Here is an 18,764-nt window from a genome sequence, read left to right on the forward strand (position 1 = left end):
GATTTGTCACCAGTTCATCAGGCCGTAGCCCTTGATGCACTCGTAGTTCACATCGTAACTTCTGATTTTGCAGGCATCGCCGCTGTTTCCCTCTACGGTATAGACCCGGCTGCCGTCTGTGCCGATGACGATGCCCACATGGTCGGCGCTGCCGTCCAGGTCCCAATCGAAGAAGATGGCATCGCCGGGGGCCAGATTGTCATAGCCCCGCGCGCCCCATTGTCCATGAGATTGGAACCAGGGAACCCCTTGGGACTGGCAGCCTGCAAAGCGCGGTTCAGACAGACCCATCTGGCCGTAGCACCAGGACACGAAGCAGGCGCACCATTCCACACGGGAATTGAAGCCGTACCAGCTCCAGTAGGGCTGCCCGCCCACATTGCCCACCTGACGTTTGGCCAGTTCCACCAGCTCCGGGTTGCCGGGGCGTGTACCGTTGATAAACTCCACACCCTCCAAACTCTCGGAATCGCTGGTATTTGTGGAACCGCCGCCGAAGATCAGCGGCTTGTTGCCCAGGGTGGTCCGGTACACCTGATACATTTCCAGCTGGTCCGGGGTCAAAAGCTCCGTGGCAACGGAGGAAATGGGTTTGCTGGTAAGCGTTACATTCAAAATGTAGTAGTTATAGGGAACCTCAACGGTATAGCTGTTGCCCTCGCTGTCCGTCCGGGTTTCCGTCCGGTAGCGCACCTCGACTTCCTCGGTAAGCGTCAGCTGATACTGTGCGTTGAATACGCGCTCCAGCTCCGCCTGTGCGCTCTGTCGGGTGTAGCCCTGCAACACGGCAGACAGGTATGCCGCAAGCTCATGGGGGTCATGTCCGATCATATCCAGGTCATAACGGTATTCGTCATATCCCAGATAGCTGCTCTCAATGTTGTCGATCTCGGCTTGCAGCGCCGCTTCCTTGGCGGCGTAATCGGCCTCCACCGCAACAAGTTCCGGGTCATCCGACGGATAGGTAGAACCGGAAATGGCAGAACCAATGCTCTGCGCCATCATGGAGCAGGAGGACATGGTATTGAGCAGCAGGCAGATGAGCAGAAAAATCGCGCCCACAAGCAAGAAGCCTTTTTTGTGACGCATAACAAATGCTCCGGCCTGCTGTGCCTTTTCCTTGACCGTCTTGGCGGCTTTGCCGGTCTTTTTTGCGGTGTTGGCGGTGTTTCCGGCAGCTTGACCGGCGCGCTTGGCGGCGGCGTATTCCTTTTTAATGGCCTGTTTCTGCTGCCAGCGTGAAAACGGATTGCTGGTAAGCTGGGGATTTTCCCGCAAAGACTTCTGGTACAGGGCGTTCACATTGGCCTTTTCCAGCTTTTGTTCCGCCTGTGCCGCCTTGCGGTATGGCTTCAGCTTGTGACTGCGGTAGCCTTCCTGGACCAGCCGCGCACCGGTTTCAACAGCTTCCTCAGACTTGTGGGCGCTCTCCACGCCCACATTGTCCTGTTCCGTTTTACGGATTTCCTTGTGAAGTTTCCCCAGCGCCGCATCTCCCGGAGCATCCCGGACCGCCTGGGACAGCTTGGAGGGCGGCTTTTTCTTATCCTCCAGCACCAGTTTGGTGGTCACTTTGCCGGTCTTAGGGTCCACCGTTTTTTGCCGCACCTGCTTTTTGGGGATTTTCGCCTGCGCTCTGTCTGCTTTGGCGGCGGCCCGGTCTGCTTTACGGATGGGCTTTTCCAGCGCCGGGTCAGCGCGTTCCTCGTCTGTAAAGTGCAGGCGCGGTTCCTTACGCATACCAGCCACCCGCCATCAGGTCATCCAGCAGCACACAGGTTTCCGCATATACTGGAATCTGAATGGTTTCTGCCGGAAAAACCGTTGTGGACAGGAAAAGCGCCATCAGGGTTCCTCTTGCCATGTCCCGATCCTGAATTGGGCTGCCAATAAACAGCTTGGGAACATCCGGTATGCCCTCTGTCCAGATATGGTGAATCCGGGTAAATCCGGCATAGCCCTTGGGCGTGAGATTTTTTGCTGTCTTTTCCTGCTCATAGCAGTAATGGACGGCGGCGCGAAGCAGTTCCACCATCTGCTCACAGCCGCTGACAGCGGCCAGAAGCAGACCTGCGCCTTTTTCAATTTCTTTCTTTGTCATGCTGTTCATCCTCCTTTTTTAAGTCCAACGGTTTGGTGGTCATGATACGGTACAGTTCCGTATTCTTGGGGAAGTGGTCCACAAACGGCAGGATCGTGGAACCGTAGAACAAAAGCCCTTCGCCCTCACCGGAGTGGGTCACATAAGATAGCTGGTGTGTAGAAATACCCAGCTGCTTGGCGAGAATCTGCCGGTCTCCGCCCGCCTGGTTGAGCATATACACGAAGTCGGAGTTTTCAAAGATGTTCTCAACCTCGCGGCTGCTCAAAAGGTCTTTGACGTTCTGCGTGATACCGGTCGGGATGCCGCCCCATTTACGGAATCGCTTCCAAATCTCCACCGTATAGGCGGCGGTCTGTTCCTCTTTCAGCAGCAGGTGCATCTCGTCGATGTAGTAACGGGTGGACTTGTGGGCGGCGCGGTTGATGGTGACGCGGTTCCACACCTGGTCCTGCACCACCAGCATCCCGATTTTCTTCAGCTGCTTGCCCAGTTCCTTAATGTCATAACAGACAATGCGGTTGTTGATGTCTACATTGGTCCGGTGATTGAACACATTGAGGGAGCCGGTCACATAGATTTCCAGCGCCGTGGCGATGTACTGTGCCTCTTTTTCCTCCTGCGCCCGCAAGAGATTATACAAATCCTCCAGAATGGGCATATTCTCTGGGCGCGGGTCGTTGAGATAGTCCTGATAGACCAGCCGCACACAACGGTCGATGATGGTTTTCTGCACCGGCTGCAAGCCCTCCTTGCCGCCCACGATCAGCTCGCACAAGCTGAGAATGAAGTCAGATTTGAGTGACAGCGGGCTTTCATCGTCCGAGTAGTCCAGGTTCAAGTCCATTGGGTTAAGATAGTTGGTGGAGGTGGGCGAAATTTTGATAACCTGCCCATGCAGACGCACCACCAGAGGGGCATATTCCGCTTCCGGGTCCAGGATTTCCACCTCGTCGGAAGTCAGCAGGAAGCAGTTGGCGATCTCACGCTTGGCGCTGAAAGATTTACCGGAACCCGGTGTGCCGAGAATCAGCCCATTAGGGTTTTTCAGCAGCTTGCGGTCCACCATGATAAGGTTGTTGGACAGGGCGTTGATGCCATAGTACAGAGCTTCTTTGCCGTTCTGGAATAATTCCTGGGTGGTAAACGGCACAAAGATTGCCGTGGAACTGGTGGTCAGTCCGCGCTGAATCTCAATCTGGTTGATGCCCAGGGGCAGGCAGCTCATCAGCCCTTCCTCCTGCTGGAAGTCCAGCCTTGTCAGCTGGCAGTTGTATTTCTGTGCAATGGAACTGGCCTGGAACACATTGTTGTCCAGCTGGCGGGGGTTATCCGCCGTGTTCAGCACCAGAAATGTCACAAGGAACATTCGCTCGTTGCGGCTCTGCAAATCCTGCAAGAGCTTTTTGGCCTCAACACCATAAGTGGCAAGGTCGGAAGGAATGATGTCCATGTCATATCCGGCACGGACAGCCTTTTTCTGTTCCTCAATTTTGCTGCGGTCCAGATCGGTGATTTTTCGCTTGACCGTCTTGATGGCCTTGATCTGATCCACCGACTGGATATGCAGGCTGACAATCAGGTTGGATTCCATATCCAGAAAATCAGCCAGCATCCGGTCATTCAGTTCCGGGGCGAGAATCTGCACGAAAGAAACCGCCCCGTACTTTTTACCCATGCGGAACTGCTTGCCGGTGCGGAACTCAAAGGAGCTGGGTGCGATAAAGTCCTTGGTGGACAGGCCGCTGATGGGGAGCCAGTCCCACTCAAACCGGAACGGCAGCTGCTCGTCCATGTGGAAGATACCATGCAGCTGGGCAAGCCGCGCCTTTCCGTCCAGCGTTTCCGCCACCACGCCCAGCCGCTTGAAGTTGTTGAGAATGTCGGTCTCAATGCGCTCCAGACGGGGCTTGGCCGCCTTGATGCTGTCTGCGTCAATACCAAAGGTGAGATACTTGGTTTTAATCAGGCCGTTGTTGCCCTTTGCCAGCTGGTTTTGCAGCATGGTCATGTACTCGATACGGATGCTGTCAAAATCGTCCCCCTGGAGAGGGATGTTGATGGCGCGGGCAAAGGTTTCCTCCGATGCTGCAAGGTTCAAAAAAGACAGCTCAAACTGAATCGAGCTGTCGAAGTAGTTGAGGAAATCGCACCAGCCCTCGAAAATCGCGGTTTTATCCTCGTTCTGTGAAAGCTGATAGTTGATGTCCTGAAATTGAATGGTTTTTGTGTAGTGACCGTCTGATACCCGGCAGATACCGTCCGGCCACATTCGTTCATAAGGGATACTGTCCTGCGCCGATTTTTCCTTTTTGTCCGTGCGGTTGGCACGGGCAATCGCAGCTTCAATCTGCTTTCTGTCGGCGCGGGACAGCTTTTTCTTTGTTTTGACCGGCTGCACAGCTTTTTCCTCGTTTTTTCCGAACAGCCGGTGCAGCCAGTTTTTGATTGCCGTAAACAATGTGTGACACCTCCTCGTCGAGATTTGCCTGCCGCTGCAACACGGCATAGAAGTTATTGGTGCGGTAGGGGCGCTGCCTGGGGCGGATCACCGTGACGCGGATGATATTGCCCACAATCTTTTCCAACGGCTGACCATGCTTTTCATACATCGCCAGCAGGAAGAAGGGCAGCATCACGAACATCATGCACAGGGCTGCCGTACTGTTTCCGGCAGAGCCACGGAGCAGAAAGAACAGCGGTACGCCCAAAAGCGCCCCTCCGCCGAAGCAGACTAACTGCCGCTTGGTTAAGTTGAAAGCAACCTTGGTTTTGACTTTCGTCAGGTCTTTGGGTACAGGTACATAGGCCATAGAAACTCCCTCCTTCTTAATGAGCCTGGAATACAGCTTTTGCAAGGCTTCCGGTCTTAAAGAGGGTAAAACACAGTAAAACCGTATAGCCCACACAGCTCCAAATCGCCATAATCACATCTTCCTCGGTAGCGATGTCCTGTACCAGTACAGCATAAATCGCCACACAGACAATGATGAGAAATGCCTGGAATCCCAGCGCCAACAGGGAGCGCAGATAGTTCTGGCCCATGCCGCCCCATTCCTTGCCCATCATGGCAGCCATAGGGATGGGCGCAACGGATGTCACAAGGTAAATTTCAATCATACGGCCATAAATCACGATGAAGATGCAGATATACAGCGCCCACATGGTAACGCCGATAAACATACTCTGGAACCAAAGCCCGAACAACGGACCCAAATCCATTTCCATCAGCCGAGGTTCCATGTCCGTAAGGACAGAGGAAATATCAATGGCTGCATCCGAAGAAATGATCCCGGATGCCTGTGCCACCACACTCTGCGCCATATCAAACACGCCCATGACGATATTCCATGTATTCGTGACAAGGAGTATGGCTGCGGCTGACTTGAACACCCATTTGAAAATCATCCAGGTGTCCACATCATGCAGGTTGTTTTTGTCGGTAATCATCTGGATCAGTTCCAGCGTCATTACAATCGCCAGAATCACACCGGCGATGGGAACCATGATGGAGTTGGAGAGGCTCTGGATCATGCTGAAAATGCCGCCGTTCCAGCCCTGCGGCGTTTGCCCAACCTGCACGGATATATCTCCGACCTGCTGGTTTACAGAATCGAACATCCCGGACAGGTTGCCCATAATGCCGCCTACAAGCATTTCCTTGAGCCACTCAGTAAGCGCGTCCAGCAGAAAATCCATACAGTGTGACCTCCTTTCAGCCCCTCCCGATTATTACGGGAGGGGCAAGGATTTTTCAGGGACAGTTTAGACGGCAAACAGGCCGGAAAGCAGAGGTACGAGGATCAGGCCGACCACAGCCACACCAGCGCCCGCCATGAGCTGCTTCATACCCTGGCTCTTTGCACCAGGGTTGTCGTTTCCGTAACCTTCCAGCAGGTTGATAACGCCCCATACGCCAAGACCAGCACCAAGGGCAATCACGAGGGTCTGCAACACATTGATCGCTTCATTGAAAAATTCCATAAATCATTGTTAGCCGGAATCGTTTTGATAAAGTTTCAGTCGTTCATAGGCATACAAAAGCCGGACAATCCGCCGCCCGGTTTCCGGGGGGTGATTCCGGCTGTCCTCCTTTTTTCATTGTTTTTTGGTGATTGTCCGCCTTGTACGCCAATGGCCCCAAAAGGGCAGTTGCGGCGAATAGATAAGACCACTCCTTTCATAGCGGAACAGATTTAAGCGCCCTGAGTATCTACTTCGTACACGTCGCAGACCTCATTGGGCTTGAGTTTCAGCCGGGTGGACAGGAACGCTTCAATGTCAAAAGTGTTCTTGTCGCTTGCGTCGGCTGTGTATTTGAAATTGGGGTGCTTGGTGATGTCGTACTTATCCGAAAGGAAAGGACGCACACCGCGCAGCTGGAGGATGCACTTGCCGCCGTCCATAACGGCAAGTTCGTCCTGGCTCATCAGCTCTTTCCCCAATTTTTGATAGTTGAACGAGTGGGAAGTTTCCCGCCCACGGCTCTCTCCGGTGTTGTAGGTGTCAATGGTTTCCTTGCCCAGCACGGCGGCCAACTCCTTGAGGGTAGTCGGCTCCTTGCCGCCCAGGAAAATGGAGGTATCCATATTGCCGATGATGGTATCGGCGTTGTCCTTGTAGATGGCTTTCAGCTGGCTTTGCGCCTGCAAGACCAGACAGGCGGAGATCTCACGGCTTCGGATGGTGGCCACCAGCTTTTCCAGTTTGGGAATCTGGCCGATGTTGGCGCACTCGTCGATAAGGCAGCGCACATGGACCGGCAGCCGCCCGCCGTACACATCGTCGGCTTTTTCGCAGAGCAGATTGAACAGCTGGGTGTAGCACATAGAAATCAGAAAGTTAAAGGAATCGTCCGTATCGCTCATAATGAGGAACAGGGCAGTTTTCCGATCTCCCAGAGTGTCCAGCTCCAGCTCATCGTAGGAAGTGACCTCCCGAAGCTCGGCAATATCGAACACGGCAAGGCGCGCACCGCAGGAAATCAGGATTGATTTTGCAGTTTTGCCAGCCGCCAGCTTGTATTTTTTATATTGGCGGACGGCAAAATGATTGGGCTTTTCCGCTTCCAGTGCGTCAAACATCAGGTCCACCGGATTCTTGAACTCCTCGTCGTCCTCCCGGACTTCCATCGCGTTGATGAACTCGATGAGAGTGGCAAAGTTTTGTTCTTCCACCGGGGCCTCGTAGTGGATATATCCGATGAGGGCGCAGTACAAAAGCGTTTCTGCCTTGACCCAGAAATCGTCCCCGGCTTTGCCTTCTCCCTTGGTGTTCGCTATTAAAGTCGTGACCAGCTTCAAAATATCTTTTTCGCTGTGCAGATAGGCAAAAGGATTATAGTGCATGGACTTCTTGAAGTTGATGGTATTGAGAACCTTAATTCGATACGGCTCATAGACCACTTTGCCGTTTTTGTCCTTTACGGTCTCATAAACCGGATTGCCATGCCGGTCCCTTATTGGCTGATGGTCCTTGCCCAGCTTGGGACGCATTTTCGGCGTACCGCGCTGGAGCATCTTGCCGCACTCCACCAAAATCGTACCTTTGGGGTCTGTCACCACATAGGAGCTGTGCATCTGCATCAGGTTGGGTTTCAGCCAAAACCGTGTTTTACCGGAACCGGAGCCGCCGATCACCAGCACATTTTTATTTCGCGCCGTCTTGGGGTCCTTGGGGCGGCTGTTCATGGTCAGGCTCTCGGTTTTCGTCAGAATCACATTGTTCTGGAAAACCGGGTCCACATAAGGGGCGATGTCCTCGTGTGTTCCCCAGCGGGCGGAACCATACTCCATGCCGTGGCGGTATTTCTTCGCATTTTTGCTTTTCAGATATACCGCCAGCCGCAGACCACCACCGCAGCAGATTCCCACCAACAGGTCCAACGGGTGCAGGCTGGGCCACCAGCTTGCCAGCGCCACCGGCAAGACAGAAATCAGGGAGAGCGCCTTTTGAGAAGCGTCCGCGCCCTGCGCCATCCGCCATGCTTCCCCGAAGTTGGTGGCAAACAAGCCCATCAGGATATAGGGCAGGTTCAAAATCAGGAGCTTTTTGATGTCAAGCTGCTTTTTCATCGTTCCAGCTCCTTTCGCCTGGTGCGGTCCACCACGGCATTTTTGACCAGCTCTTTGAACTGATTCAGCTTTGCCAGCACAGACGGACGTTCTGTTTTCTCTGCTTTTTTCACTTTTTTGCCGGTGTACTCGGTAAAAGCGGCGGTCAGCGCATCCGCATCCCGTGCCTTGAAAAAGATCAGGTACTTGGGCGGGGAGGTACTGCGGTCTTTTTTTACCGCATAATCCACACCGTATTTCCGGGCAATCTTTTCAAATTCCTTGATGGAAGGATCGGTGATTTCGATATTGGAAACGCCTTGGTTCTGACCAATGAGCTGCTTGACCGTCTGCTTACCCTGGGGCTTCACAGGCGCGTCCCGGCTTCTCTGCTTTTGCAGCTTCTTTTCCTTGCAGTGGGCAAGGTATTTACAAATGGCGGCCTTAAACAGCCGCCCGGTGAACTTTGTGCCGTTGACTACCAGCGTCAAAGTCCTGTTTTCCACTTCTTCCTGCATGGGGTAACGCCTCCTTCCTGTGAAAATTTGCAGGGGTGGTGCATTTTACTAAGGCGGGACCACCAGCCGCCGCAAAAGATACCGGGTAATCATATCATCAGCAGGATGCTGTCCCGCAGCTGGGCAAAATACAGCTTGCCCTGGGGCGTTACCAGCGTATAGGAGCCGGTATGCCCGTGGTTGCAGTAGTCCTTGACGGTGAACAGGCCATCATTGGCGGGCTTTGCATAAGGCAGTACATTCCCGGACGGGGCGCGGTACACAAACCGCTGTTCCAGCAGGAAGCGGACAAACCGGCGCTCCGGCACAACCAGTTCCTTGGCGGTGGTACGGAGATTGGTGCTGTGCTTGAGGTCAATGAACAGGTCATAAAAGGCTGCCTTGCCCTCCAGCATGGCGTTTTCCTCCCGCAGCGCCGCATTTTCCTCCCGTTCTGCCAGCAGGTCGGAACAGAGTTTCATCATGGCTTCCGGGGAAGTGGCAACCTCCCACAGCTTTTCTCTGGTGATGTAGGCCCCGTGCTTGCGGATAGAGGGCAGCACCTCATCAAACACCCAGCGTTCAAATCGTTCCGCAGAGGGCAGTTTGCTGTGAACGATCAAGCGGTATAGATTTCCTTCCGAAATAAACCGGGTTTGCTGGGTTCTGCCCACGTTGTCGATGAGTGGGTAAAACGCCCACCCATCGGAAGTACAGTGCGCTTTCAGTGCTTTAGCCGAATCTTTGTAACCGAGTGCGGCAGTAACATCCAAACCGCAGAACAGGTATTTGCCATTTTCTTCGATGACCCGAACAGAACCAAACTCCGGGTTTTTGAAAATTTCCATCTGGTTCATAGCGTAACCTCCTGTAAAAGTCGTTGTTGTGGGATGAAAAAAGACGGCCTTACCAGCCGCCTGCGTTCATATCATGATTAACCTGTGAAGTGTAGTGGTTGCTGATGGTGGTGGGTGCGTTAAACAGCACCGTCAGCAGGTACTGCTTCATGTTGCGGACCTCGGTGGTGTTTTTCTGCAAGCTGTCCATGACAAACCGGATATGTTCGCTGTCCAGCTTCAAAAAACGGGAGCGCACCACCTCATGGGGGAAGTCGCTGCCTGCAATCCGGGTGGTTTTGCGTCTGGCACAGACGGTTTCCACCATCAGCTCCACGATCTCGTCCAAATCCTCCCGATAGGTGGCAAACTCCCTGCACAGGTAGTCATACTCGATGTTCTCTAAAATCAAATCCCGATAACTTTCTATCTCGGAGACAGACATCGCATCCCTTCCTTTCCGTTCCGGCGGTCTTGCCGCCGTTTTCTCCCGGAAGGGAATGGAATCGGTACTTGATCCATGAGTAATTGATTTTTGAGTATTTGATTTCTCTATATTTAATTCTGCGGGCTTTTCCGTATCCGGTTTGTCCATATCCGGTTTTCCCGTATCTGGTGAAGCCGTATCCGGCTGTGGCGTATCCGGGTTCTTCGGCTGTGGCTGTTCGTAGATGACATACTCGGTATCACTGATCCGACCCTGCCTATCTCGTAGCTGATGACGGACAATGTACCCGGCAGTTTCCAGCTCCCGCAGCGCGCCGCCGATAGCGTCCACGCCCTCTTTGCAGATGGCGGCAAGCCCTCTGGTGGTATAGTTCCAGTCCTCCGGTAAGGACAGCATCATGGAAAGCAGCCCCTTGGCTTTCAGGGACAGTTTCCCGTTGCGTAAATGGTGATTGCTCATTACGGTATAATCTCTGGTTCGTTCAATGCGAAATACGGCCATTGACCTCACTCCTTCCAAATTTCTCAGGATATGAAAAAAGCCACAATCCTGTAAAAAGAATTGTGGCAGTCAGCTGTTTTGTTCACTTTTTCTGCGCCGGTAGGGGCGTTTGGGAATGGGCGGTTTATCCAACAGGTCATTTCCCTGAGAGAATGGCAGAGTTTGCAGAACACGGTCAATCTCCATAGATTCCATATCATGCTGGGAATGGCAATCCTCCCGGATTGCTTCCCGGATTTCCTTTACAGTACACATTTCAATCCTTTCCTTTCGCAGTAATGATTTGTTTATGAGTGGCGGCGGCGCTTGTCCGGCTTAAAATCGAGGATATGTCCCTCAATCACACGGGCATACCGCTTGATTTTGATTTCCCGATGCTGCTGGCTCAGGAGGGCAGCCTGATAGCCGTCCTCCGTAAGAAACAGCCGCGTTTCATCACCGGGACTGCCGTAGGCACAGGAACGCAGGACAGAAAACTCGATCATTCGGCGGGTGTTGTCCTGAAAACGCTCCACGGCAAGAATGTTGTGTCCTTTCAACTCACGGGCTGAAATATCCCTCATAGGCGCTCCTTTCTCAGCGTTCATGTTGCTGTTGGCGTTTTTTCTGCCACTGTTCCAACAGCTTGATAATGGTTTCCTGCATCCTTGCCGGAGTATAGCTCTTGGGAAAATACTTCCGCAGGGTGTCTGAGGTGAATGTCACCTTGTCCAGATCGCTTTTCTTTTCCTCGCCCATAATGGCCCGCATCACATCAATGGATAAATGCCCCTCTTGGCTGAATTTCTTGAGCCGCTGAGCCTGGGAGAGAGAAGGTGTGGCCTGTTCGCTGTCCATCGCGTCCAAAAGCTGCACCTGTTCCTCTTTTTTCAGGAACGACAGCTCATAGGCCGGATTAAAGGCGATTTTCTTTTCATCTACCATATCCAGCAGTTTGGGAATCAGCTCCGTTAGACGGATATATCGCTTAATCTGCGACTTGCTATCCGGGCTGTTCTCTGCGATTTTTTCTGCCGCAGTCAACTTCGGCCCAACTTGGGCCGAAGTTAAATCTGTTCTGGCTCCTTGGTGTTTTACAGCCTCCAGTTTCATCTTGTAGGCAAAAGCTCTTTCGCTGGGTAGCAGGCTTTCACGCTGCAAGTTGCTGTCCACCATGATGATGGTGGCAGCGTCATCGTCCAAATCCCGGACAATGACCGGCATGGTTTCTTTCTCAGCCAGTTCACTGGCTCTGTGCCGCCTGTGTCCGGCTACCAGTTCATAGCCGCCCTCCGGGTCAGGTCTTGCAATCGCCGGAACCAGCACACCATACTGTCGGATACTGTCCGCAGTTTCCATCATGGATTCATCATCCTTGACTTTGAACGGATGGTTCTTAAAAGGGTGCAGCTCAGACAGCGGGATTTCCAGCACCCGTTCCCGCTGTGCGTCGGCACGGCTTTCCTCGGTGGAAAACAGGTCATCTACCGATGCCAGCTCTACTTTTTTCGCGCTGCTTTTCAAGTTTCGTCACCTCCTGCGTCAGATTTTTGTACCCCTCGGCCACCTTGCCATTGGGGTCATGGGCAAAAATGCTCTTGCCCTCGGCGCTGATTTCCTTTGCCCGGACCGAATGGGGAATCTCGGTGGCGAACACCTTGATTTTGCTGCCGTAGGTCTCCCGCAGTAAGGCGGCGATCTCCTTGGCGAAGTTGGTGCGGTTGTCCACCATCGTCAGCAGGATGCCGTCAATCTGGAGCTTGGGGTTAATCTGCCTCTTTACCTTATTTACTGTTTGGAGCAGCTGTTCCAAACCCTTGGCGGGCAGATATTCCGCCTGGACGGGGATTATGACTCTGTTGGCGGCTGCCAGGGCATTGACCGTAAGCATCCCCAGGGAGGGCTGGCAATCAATCAGGATATGGGAATACTGTCCCTTTACGGTGTCCAGATACTGCCGCAGGATGGTCTCACGGCTCATGGCATTTACCAGGGAAACCTCCATGCCGGAAAGCTGGATGTCCGCAGGCATCAGGTCAACGCCTTCCGGGTGGTGCAGGATGCCCTCGCCGGGTTTGAGTGGTTCATCCATCAGAATACGGCCCATAGCGTCAGACAGGGTAAAGGGCAGCTTGTCCGGTTGGGGATGACCCAGGCTGATGGTCAGGCTGCCTTGCGGGTCCCCATCAATCAGCAGCACTTTCTTTCCAGCCTGTGCCAATCCAATCCCCAGGTTGGCACAGGTCGTTGTCTTACCAACGCCGCCTTTCTGGTTGGCGATGGTGATAATTTGTGTGTTCACTTTGCAATCACCTCGTTTCTGGAATAAAAAAAGGGAGAATGTGACATAAATCAACATTCTCCCTGAGAAACGATATGCGATTGTATTGCTGCTTGTCTTATTTGTGTTCAGCTTTTGGGGAGCCATCCCGCCGCAAACCCGCATGAATACTGGATTTCTGCTTGTTTGTCTTTCCCTTTCCCGAATAACCTCTGTTCAATGAATGGTTTGCGAAAGATACGAGCCGCAAGGTAAAGGCCGCTTTCAAAGCGAAGTTTGCCACAGGACAGCGTATCGGTGCCTATGCTCCCATCGGGTACAGGAAACACCCGGAAATCAAAAACAAGCTGATAATCGACGAGGAAACCCGCTGGATAGTGGAGAAGATTTTTGACCTTGCCATTCATGGCAGAGGGGCGGCCAGTATCACAAGAATACTGATTATGGAAAAGGTTCCCACACCGGGATTTATCAATTTCCAGCGTGACGGGACTTTTGCAAACATCTATGCGGGTGCGCCAGAGGAAAAAAGCTACGCATGGACGATAGCCCAGGTCAAGAGCATTATGAAAGACGAAACCTATATCGGCCATACCATCCACTACCGGGAAACAAACATTTCCTTTAAGAACAAGCGGAGGATACGCAAGCCCCAAAGTGAATGGGTGCGGGTAGAGAACACGCAGGAGCCGATTATCAGCGAACAGGTTTTCCGGCAGGTACAGGAGCAGATAGCAAACCGCCGCAGAAAGTGCAAGGATGGTACGACGCAGATTTTTTCCGGATTGGTAAAATGTGCGGATTGCGGCTGGTCGCTGTCCTATGGGGAGAACAGGCAGAACAGCAAGCCTTACGGCCATTATCATTGTAGCAAGTACGGACAGGGCACACGCCAATGCTCCATGCATTATATCCGCTATGATGTGCTTTACGCCTATGTCCTCTCCCGTCTGCAATACTGGTCGAGGCTGGTACAGCATGATGAAGAACGGCTTTTGAAGCGGCTGTTAAATGCCAATGACAAGGGACAGGCCGCCGCAAGAAAGAAGCAAGCCGCAGAGTTGAACAAAGCGGAGAAGCGGAAAGCCGAAGTCGATACCCTGTTTGCCCGGATGTATGAGGACTGGGCGGCGGGGCGTATCACAGAATACAACTTCTCTATGCTGTCCGGGAAGTACCAGAGCGAACAGGCTGAACTGGACACAAAGATTGAACAGCTTCAATCCGCTATCGCCACTGAAAGCCAGAACGCCGCAGACGCAGAAAAATGGATTGCCTTGATGAAAGAGTGCGTCAATCCAACAGAACTGACCGCCGAACTTTTGAATACGCTGATTGAAAAAATCGTTGTCCATGAAGCGGTCAAAGGTGAGGACGGAAGCCGGGAACAGGAGGTAGAAATCTTCTACCGCTTTATCGGCAAAATTGATTAAATGACACCAATATCTTTAACTATGTGATACCGGGCTGGGATGTCCGGACATTTCCATGCTGCCGTCCCTTTCCGCACTGTTTGGGGTACCCATCGAAAAACTGCTGGCAGGCAATCTGCCAACATCATTTCTGGAGGGAAACATGAAAAAATCGAAATATTTTATCTGTCCCCACTGCGGCAATCTGACTTTAACCACAGGGGACGCTTCCATTACCTGCTGCGGACGCAGTCTGGAACCCATGACAGCCAAAAAGGCTGAGGAAAGTGAAAAATTCCATGTAGAAGTCATTGAAAACGACTGGTTCCTCACCACAGACCATCCCATGGAAAAAGAAAACTACATCTCTTTTGTGGCATTTGCAACGGGAGATAAAGTGCAGCTCTACAAGCAATATCCCGAATGGGACTTGCAGCTGCGGATTCCCAAACGTGGGCATGGCACCTTATTCTGGTACAGCACTACAAAGGGATTTTTCTATCAATATCTTTAAAAGAAAAACAGCTGGAATCTATACAAAGGATATGGATTCCAGCTGTTTTCATTTCATCAGAATGACCACAGTATTCCGTTTTTATGACATTATGCATCCAATATACAGTCTTTTTTCTGTACATATTTCTTTCATATTGTAAAATCAAAGATTTTTCCCTTTCTTTTTGTCCCTTCGCACTTCAAAATATACACCTTTAAAGAATCTTAAACAAAAATTACGACTTCATAAATAGGAAAAATAGAAAAACTATATTATATTAGTGTCCAGTTAATATTTGCCATTACGGAAACAAGAAAATAAAAAAGGTGGGAATCTCATGGAATATATTTTACAAACAATCTGTCGAAAGTATATGGAACAAAAACAGTCTTAAATGATGTCAGCATTCATGTGCCAAAGGGCTCTATTTACGGTCTGGTGAGAAAAAACGGCGCAGGGAAAACGACGCTGATGCGTATCATCTGCGGTCTGACACAGCAAAGCGCAGGCAATTACACATTATTGGGAAAATCAAATGATGATTCTGCACGCAACCGCATGGGGATGCTCATTGAAAAACCTGGTATCTACGAACACATGACAGCAACAGAAAACCTTCGTTACTTCTCTCTGCTCTTTGGCATTCCTTCTCCTGATTATAACAAAATTTTGAAAATGGTGGGCTTGCAAAACGCAGGCAAAAAGAAAGCCCGTACATTTTCTCTTGGTATGAAGCAGCGTCTGGGCATTGCCATTGCGCTGTTAGCAATCCTGACTTCCTGATTCTGGACGAGCCTATCAACGGTCTGGATCCGGAAGGCGTATACGAAATGCGTAAAATGCTGGAGGAATTAAATCAGAAGCACGGATCACCATTCTCATTGCCAGCCACATTTTAAGCGAACTGTATAAGCTGGCAACAAACTACGCCATCATTGACGGCGGACGTCTGATCGATGAATTCAGTAAAGAAACATTGGAAGACGCATGCAGCAGCAGTGTCCAGATTTCCGTAGAACCTGACTATCTGCAGGACGCAAAGACATTGATCGCGTCCCGTTATCCTGATGTGCGCTGTGAAGTCCTTTCCAATCACAGCCTGCGTCTCCATGAAAAAATGAATCTGGCTGATCTGAACCAGTATCTGGTGGAAAATAAAGTGCGTGTGTGCGGTTTGGGCGCAAACGATGAAGATATGGAAAAATTCTTTGTAGAAAAACTTTCAAGGGGAAAGCTGTATGACAAATTTAATTCGCGGACATATTTATCAATTGAAAAAGGATCGCTTCTTTTACGGATGCCTTGGGATCGGGCTGATTTTTCTGGCTGTCTCCATCCGGATTTTCCTGCTGGGCTTTACGTCTGACACGGGAATGACCCGTATGATGCAGACATTCCTTGGCGGCGACATGGTTCTTTATGCATTTATGGTACTGGCAGCCAATATCATTGCAGAGGTTTATCGTTCCGGCGCCATGAAGAACATCGTCGGACGAGGCATTTCAAAGAAGAGCTACTATTTATCTATGGTCTTTACTATTTCCGGCGCATACGTACTGGTGATGCTGGTGCTTTCCATTTTTATGGGCATATTCGCCATGAGCAAATACGGTATGGGGACCCTTGAATACCCTGCATATTTTGCTCTTTCCCTCGTAGCAAAAATTCTTTTTGTCATGGCACATATCAGTTTTGCCGTTACCATGGCTGTTCTGACACAGAATGTTATCACCGGCGCCATTTTCGGTTTCCTTGTGCCCTATATCCCGCAGGCTGTGGAAATGGTCCTTGGCATCTTTAAGATTCATATCAGCCTGGACTTTATCAAGCTTTCTGCACACATGCCTTCTGTTTATGAAGCATCCAATCAATTATCCACATTTCTGCCCTGCTTCCTTGTAGCAGGCGGTTATCTGATTTTGTCTTTCCTCATTGGTTTCCAGCGTTTGAAAGGACAGGATATCAAATAATCAAAGCCAAAAAGGCTTGTTGACTGTATATTACAGTCAACAAGCCTTTTTTATGTATCATGCCAAATCCTGTATCAATTTCGTCAATGCCGCCAAATCATCTTCATTGGGGTGCGCCAGTGCTTTCTGGAAATTTTCCAGCATCATATCCCGTTTGGGAGAGGGCTCCATAGCCGCATAACGTTCCCGCACCACATCAGGCATTTTCCCCTGACACATGAATGTACCGATAATCTCACAGGATGCAGGCACATTTGTCCGTACCCGTTCCAAAATCTGTGTAAAGTACGCCGCACTGCCGCCAAAACCAGCGGTGCCGAAAAGGAATACCTTTTTGTTTTCCAGTGTCTGCAAAAATTCACCCATCTGGCTGTCACAGGTACCTTTATCTGTCCAGAATCCCGCAAAAATCACATCTGCGGAATTTGCTGCAACATGAGGCGCGCCGCAGTAAACACAATCCAATGTGGGCAGTGTCTGACGAATGGCTTCTGCCAGTTTTCCTGTATTTCCTGTTCTGCTGCTGTAACAAATGGCATATTTCATATCATTTTCCGCCTTTCTCATAAATACAATGGGTACCTTCATGGCGCATCATGCCGCCCAGACAATCTTTATTGCAGCGGACACACCGTCTGATTTCTTTTTCTCGTCCTGATAAAACTTTTTCCGTCCACTGGGGGTCTGCCAGAAGCTGACGGCTCATGGCAGCACAGTCGATTCTGCCTGTTTTCAGCTGTTCTTCCACAAAAGCCGGACTGGTCAATCCGCCTACGCCGCAGACAGGCAGGTTTGTATACTGTTTCACGGTATCGCAGAACCCCAGAAAACAGCCTTCTTCATGAAAATATGGGTGGTTTGCAGGAGGAATGGTATCAGACAAAGAAGCGTGGTTTGCCAGTGATACATGGAAACTGTCTGCCCCTGCCTTCTCCAGCATGGGAACCACTGTTTTCAATTCATCCTCTGTAAATCCTGCTTTGCCGTATTGTGGCTGTTCCATACGGACTGCCAGTTTCACATCAATGGGCATATCCGGCACTGCTTTCCGCACGGCTTCTACAGCTTCCAGCAGGAATCTTGCTCTGTTTTCCAGAGAGTCGCCGTAGCTATCTGTCCGCTTGTTAAACAGGGGAGAGGCAAAACTGCCGCACATTCTATCCCCATGGACCTGCATCACATCAAATCCAGCCTTTTTCGCCAGCACCGCCGCATCCCCAAACGCATTGATGATGCTGTGTACCTTTTCCACAGGCATATTAGTAACATAAGGACCTACAAGGTCATTGATCATCTGCCGCAAATCATCCTGAGTGAGTTTCCCTGCCTTCACCTGAGGCGCATACTGCCGCAGTGTTCCAAGATCTGTATCATCCTGATGGAGCTGGGCACAGATTTTACAGCCATACTTATGGGCTGTTTCTGCCAGTTTCTCATAAAAAGCAAAGCCACTTTCTGTATAAAGGTTATTGCCAAAGGGCATGGACTGCACCGGCACATCACCGATGATAATCATGCCGCAGCCGCCGGCAGCAATCTTTTCGATTCGTTCCAAATACGCATCATTAGGCACTCCCAATGTGGTAGGTGCAAAAACAATGCGGTTTTTCAAAGTCACATTCCCCAAATTCACAGGGCTTCCAATGGTTTCATACATGACGCATCTGCCTCCTTTCGGCAGCGATTTTTTTCATGGTTCCCATGAGCTCCGCTTTCTGGGACGGTGTCAAATCTTTCAGGACTTCTTTGTCCCACTGTGCAAAAAGGTCATAGCTGGCATGGAATACCTTTTCCCCTTCTTCTGTAAGCGTCACCATTCTGGCTCTGCGGTCAGCAGGATTTTTCTCCTGCACCAGAAAACCTTTTTCCTCCAGCTTTGCCAACGTTCTGGCGCAATAGCCCGCATCCATATGAAGGGCTTCCGTCAGCTCTTTGGGAGAACACTGGGGATGTTTTCCCGCATACAGAATAAAAAACAGCAATCCCTGTGTCAGACCCATTTCCTGCAATTTTTCGTTGCAGAATTCCGTGAAGTCTTTCCGCAGAGAAGTGATGAGATATGCAAATGTATCAAACATACAAACACTCCTTTCATTTACTTGACTTTGTCAAGCATATGTTATTTATCTGACTTTGTCAAGTATTTTGCCATAAAAAAACTGAAACTCCCTTTTTCGGAAAGTTTCCGTC

Annotated in this window: 21 protein-coding genes and 1 pseudogene; 5 read left to right on the forward strand and 17 right to left on the reverse strand. The window is 50.9% G+C overall.

The features are described from left to right. Positions 1-6 precede the first annotated feature (6 nt). From BUB35_RS00340 to BUB35_RS00410, 14 genes are all read right to left on the reverse strand, one after another. The gene (locus BUB35_RS00340) at positions 7-1,740 is read right to left on the reverse strand and encodes a C40 family peptidase (protein WP_016147257.1); all 1,734 of its coding nucleotides are present in this window, start codon (positions 1,738-1,740) and stop codon (positions 7-9) included. Beyond that, positions 1,733-2,101, reverse strand: a complete 369-nt coding sequence (locus BUB35_RS00345) for a hypothetical protein (RefSeq protein WP_002578873.1) — start codon at positions 2,099-2,101, stop codon at positions 1,733-1,735. Before BUB35_RS00345 ends, BUB35_RS00340 begins: the two co-directional genes overlap by 8 nt. Then, a complete protein-coding gene (locus BUB35_RS00350) occupies positions 2,082-4,502 on the reverse strand; it encodes a VirB4-like conjugal transfer ATPase, CD1110 family (RefSeq protein ID WP_016147256.1) in 2,421 nt (806 codons plus the stop codon). Before BUB35_RS00350 ends, BUB35_RS00345 begins: the two co-directional genes overlap by 20 nt. Beyond that, positions 4,447-4,914 (reverse strand): PrgI family protein, encoded by a 468-nt coding sequence (locus BUB35_RS00355; protein WP_016147255.1) that lies wholly within the window; start codon positions 4,912-4,914, stop codon positions 4,447-4,449. Before BUB35_RS00355 ends, BUB35_RS00350 begins: the two co-directional genes overlap by 56 nt. Before the next feature lie 16 nt (positions 4,915-4,930). After that, positions 4,931-5,800, reverse strand: coding sequence for a VirB6/TrbL-like conjugal transfer protein, CD1112 family (locus BUB35_RS00360; RefSeq protein WP_016147254.1), 870 nt, complete (start codon positions 5,798-5,800; stop codon positions 4,931-4,933). A 66-nt stretch (positions 5,801-5,866) separates the two neighbouring features. Beyond that, positions 5,867-6,085, reverse strand: coding sequence for a Maff2 family mobile element protein (locus BUB35_RS00365; RefSeq protein WP_002578868.1), 219 nt, complete (start codon positions 6,083-6,085; stop codon positions 5,867-5,869). Positions 6,086-6,297: 212 nt separating this feature from the next. Beyond that, complete coding sequence (locus tag BUB35_RS00375; protein WP_002586534.1) at positions 6,298-8,175, reverse strand: VirD4-like conjugal transfer protein, CD1115 family; 1,878 nt, start codon at positions 8,173-8,175, stop codon at positions 6,298-6,300. After that, entirely contained in the window at positions 8,172-8,672 is a 501-nt protein-coding gene (locus BUB35_RS00380; protein WP_002586533.1) for a PcfB family protein, read from the reverse strand. Before BUB35_RS00380 ends, BUB35_RS00375 begins: the two co-directional genes overlap by 4 nt. Before the next feature lie 89 nt (positions 8,673-8,761). Next, positions 8,762-9,508: a BRO family protein gene (locus BUB35_RS00385; protein ID WP_002586532.1), complete on the reverse strand. Its 747-nt coding sequence runs from the start codon at positions 9,506-9,508 to the stop codon at positions 8,762-8,764. Between the two features lie 49 nt (positions 9,509-9,557). Next, complete coding sequence (locus tag BUB35_RS00390) at positions 9,558-10,436, reverse strand: DUF6017 domain-containing protein (RefSeq protein WP_002586531.1); 879 nt, start codon at positions 10,434-10,436, stop codon at positions 9,558-9,560. A 69-nt stretch (positions 10,437-10,505) separates the two neighbouring features. Further along, on the reverse strand, positions 10,506-10,697 hold the full coding sequence (locus tag BUB35_RS00395; protein WP_438266588.1) for a hypothetical protein: 192 nt from the start codon (positions 10,695-10,697) through the stop codon (positions 10,506-10,508). A 26-nt stretch (positions 10,698-10,723) separates the two neighbouring features. Further along, a complete protein-coding gene (locus tag BUB35_RS00400; RefSeq protein WP_016147253.1) occupies positions 10,724-10,999 on the reverse strand; it encodes a DUF5720 family protein in 276 nt (91 codons plus the stop codon). Positions 11,000-11,012: 13 nt separating this feature from the next. After that, positions 11,013-11,939: a ParB/RepB/Spo0J family partition protein gene (locus BUB35_RS00405; protein WP_002586529.1), complete on the reverse strand. Its 927-nt coding sequence runs from the start codon at positions 11,937-11,939 to the stop codon at positions 11,013-11,015. Further along, entirely contained in the window at positions 11,896-12,717 is an 822-nt protein-coding gene (locus tag BUB35_RS00410) for a ParA family protein (RefSeq protein ID WP_016147252.1), read from the reverse strand. The genes BUB35_RS00405 and BUB35_RS00410 overlap by 44 nt, the downstream gene beginning before the upstream one ends. A gap of 191 nt (positions 12,718-12,908) precedes the next feature. Between BUB35_RS00410 and BUB35_RS00415 the strand changes: the two are divergent. The 5 genes and pseudogenes from BUB35_RS00415 to BUB35_RS00435 all read left to right on the forward strand — a co-directional run. Then, a pseudogene (locus tag BUB35_RS00415) lies at positions 12,909-14,129 on the forward strand (DUF4368 domain-containing protein); the annotation flags it as partial. Positions 14,130-14,271: 142 nt separating this feature from the next. After that, on the forward strand, positions 14,272-14,622 hold the full coding sequence (locus BUB35_RS00420; RefSeq protein ID WP_143158911.1) for a hypothetical protein: 351 nt from the start codon (positions 14,272-14,274) through the stop codon (positions 14,620-14,622). A 342-nt stretch (positions 14,623-14,964) separates the two neighbouring features. Next, a complete protein-coding gene (locus BUB35_RS18645; RefSeq protein WP_276326366.1) occupies positions 14,965-15,387 on the forward strand; it encodes an ATP-binding cassette domain-containing protein in 423 nt (140 codons plus the stop codon). 193 nt (positions 15,388-15,580) lie between these two features. Then, positions 15,581-15,970: a hypothetical protein gene (locus BUB35_RS18650; RefSeq protein WP_072847971.1), complete on the forward strand. Its 390-nt coding sequence runs from the start codon at positions 15,581-15,583 to the stop codon at positions 15,968-15,970. Positions 15,971-15,986: 16 nt separating this feature from the next. Further along, positions 15,987-16,574 (forward strand): hypothetical protein, encoded by a 588-nt coding sequence (locus tag BUB35_RS00435; RefSeq protein ID WP_072847972.1) that lies wholly within the window; start codon positions 15,987-15,989, stop codon positions 16,572-16,574. A gap of 57 nt (positions 16,575-16,631) precedes the next feature. Here BUB35_RS00435 and bilS read toward each other — a convergent pair whose 3' ends face one another. From bilS to bilQ, 3 genes are read right to left on the reverse strand one after another with little or no spacing between them, the layout of a single operon-like run. Continuing rightward, entirely contained in the window at positions 16,632-17,120 is a 489-nt protein-coding gene (gene bilS, locus BUB35_RS00440) for a flavodoxin family protein BilS (protein WP_072847973.1), read from the reverse strand. Position 17,121: 1 nt separating this feature from the next. After that, positions 17,122-18,231 carry a bilirubin reductase gene (bilR, locus tag BUB35_RS00445; RefSeq protein ID WP_072847974.1) on the reverse strand — a complete coding sequence of 370 codons (1,110 nt, stop codon included), beginning with the start codon at positions 18,229-18,231 and terminating at the stop codon, positions 17,122-17,124. Beyond that, a complete protein-coding gene (gene bilQ / locus BUB35_RS00450; RefSeq protein WP_072847975.1) occupies positions 18,224-18,652 on the reverse strand; it encodes a bilirubin utilization transcriptional regulator BilQ in 429 nt (142 codons plus the stop codon). Before bilQ ends, bilR begins: the two co-directional genes overlap by 8 nt. Positions 18,653-18,764: the final 112 nt, after the last annotated feature.

The sequence above is a fragment of the Anaerotignum lactatifermentans DSM 14214 genome (assembly GCF_900142265.1).
Classification (GTDB): Bacteria; Bacillota; Clostridia; order Lachnospirales; family Anaerotignaceae; genus Anaerotignum; species Anaerotignum lactatifermentans.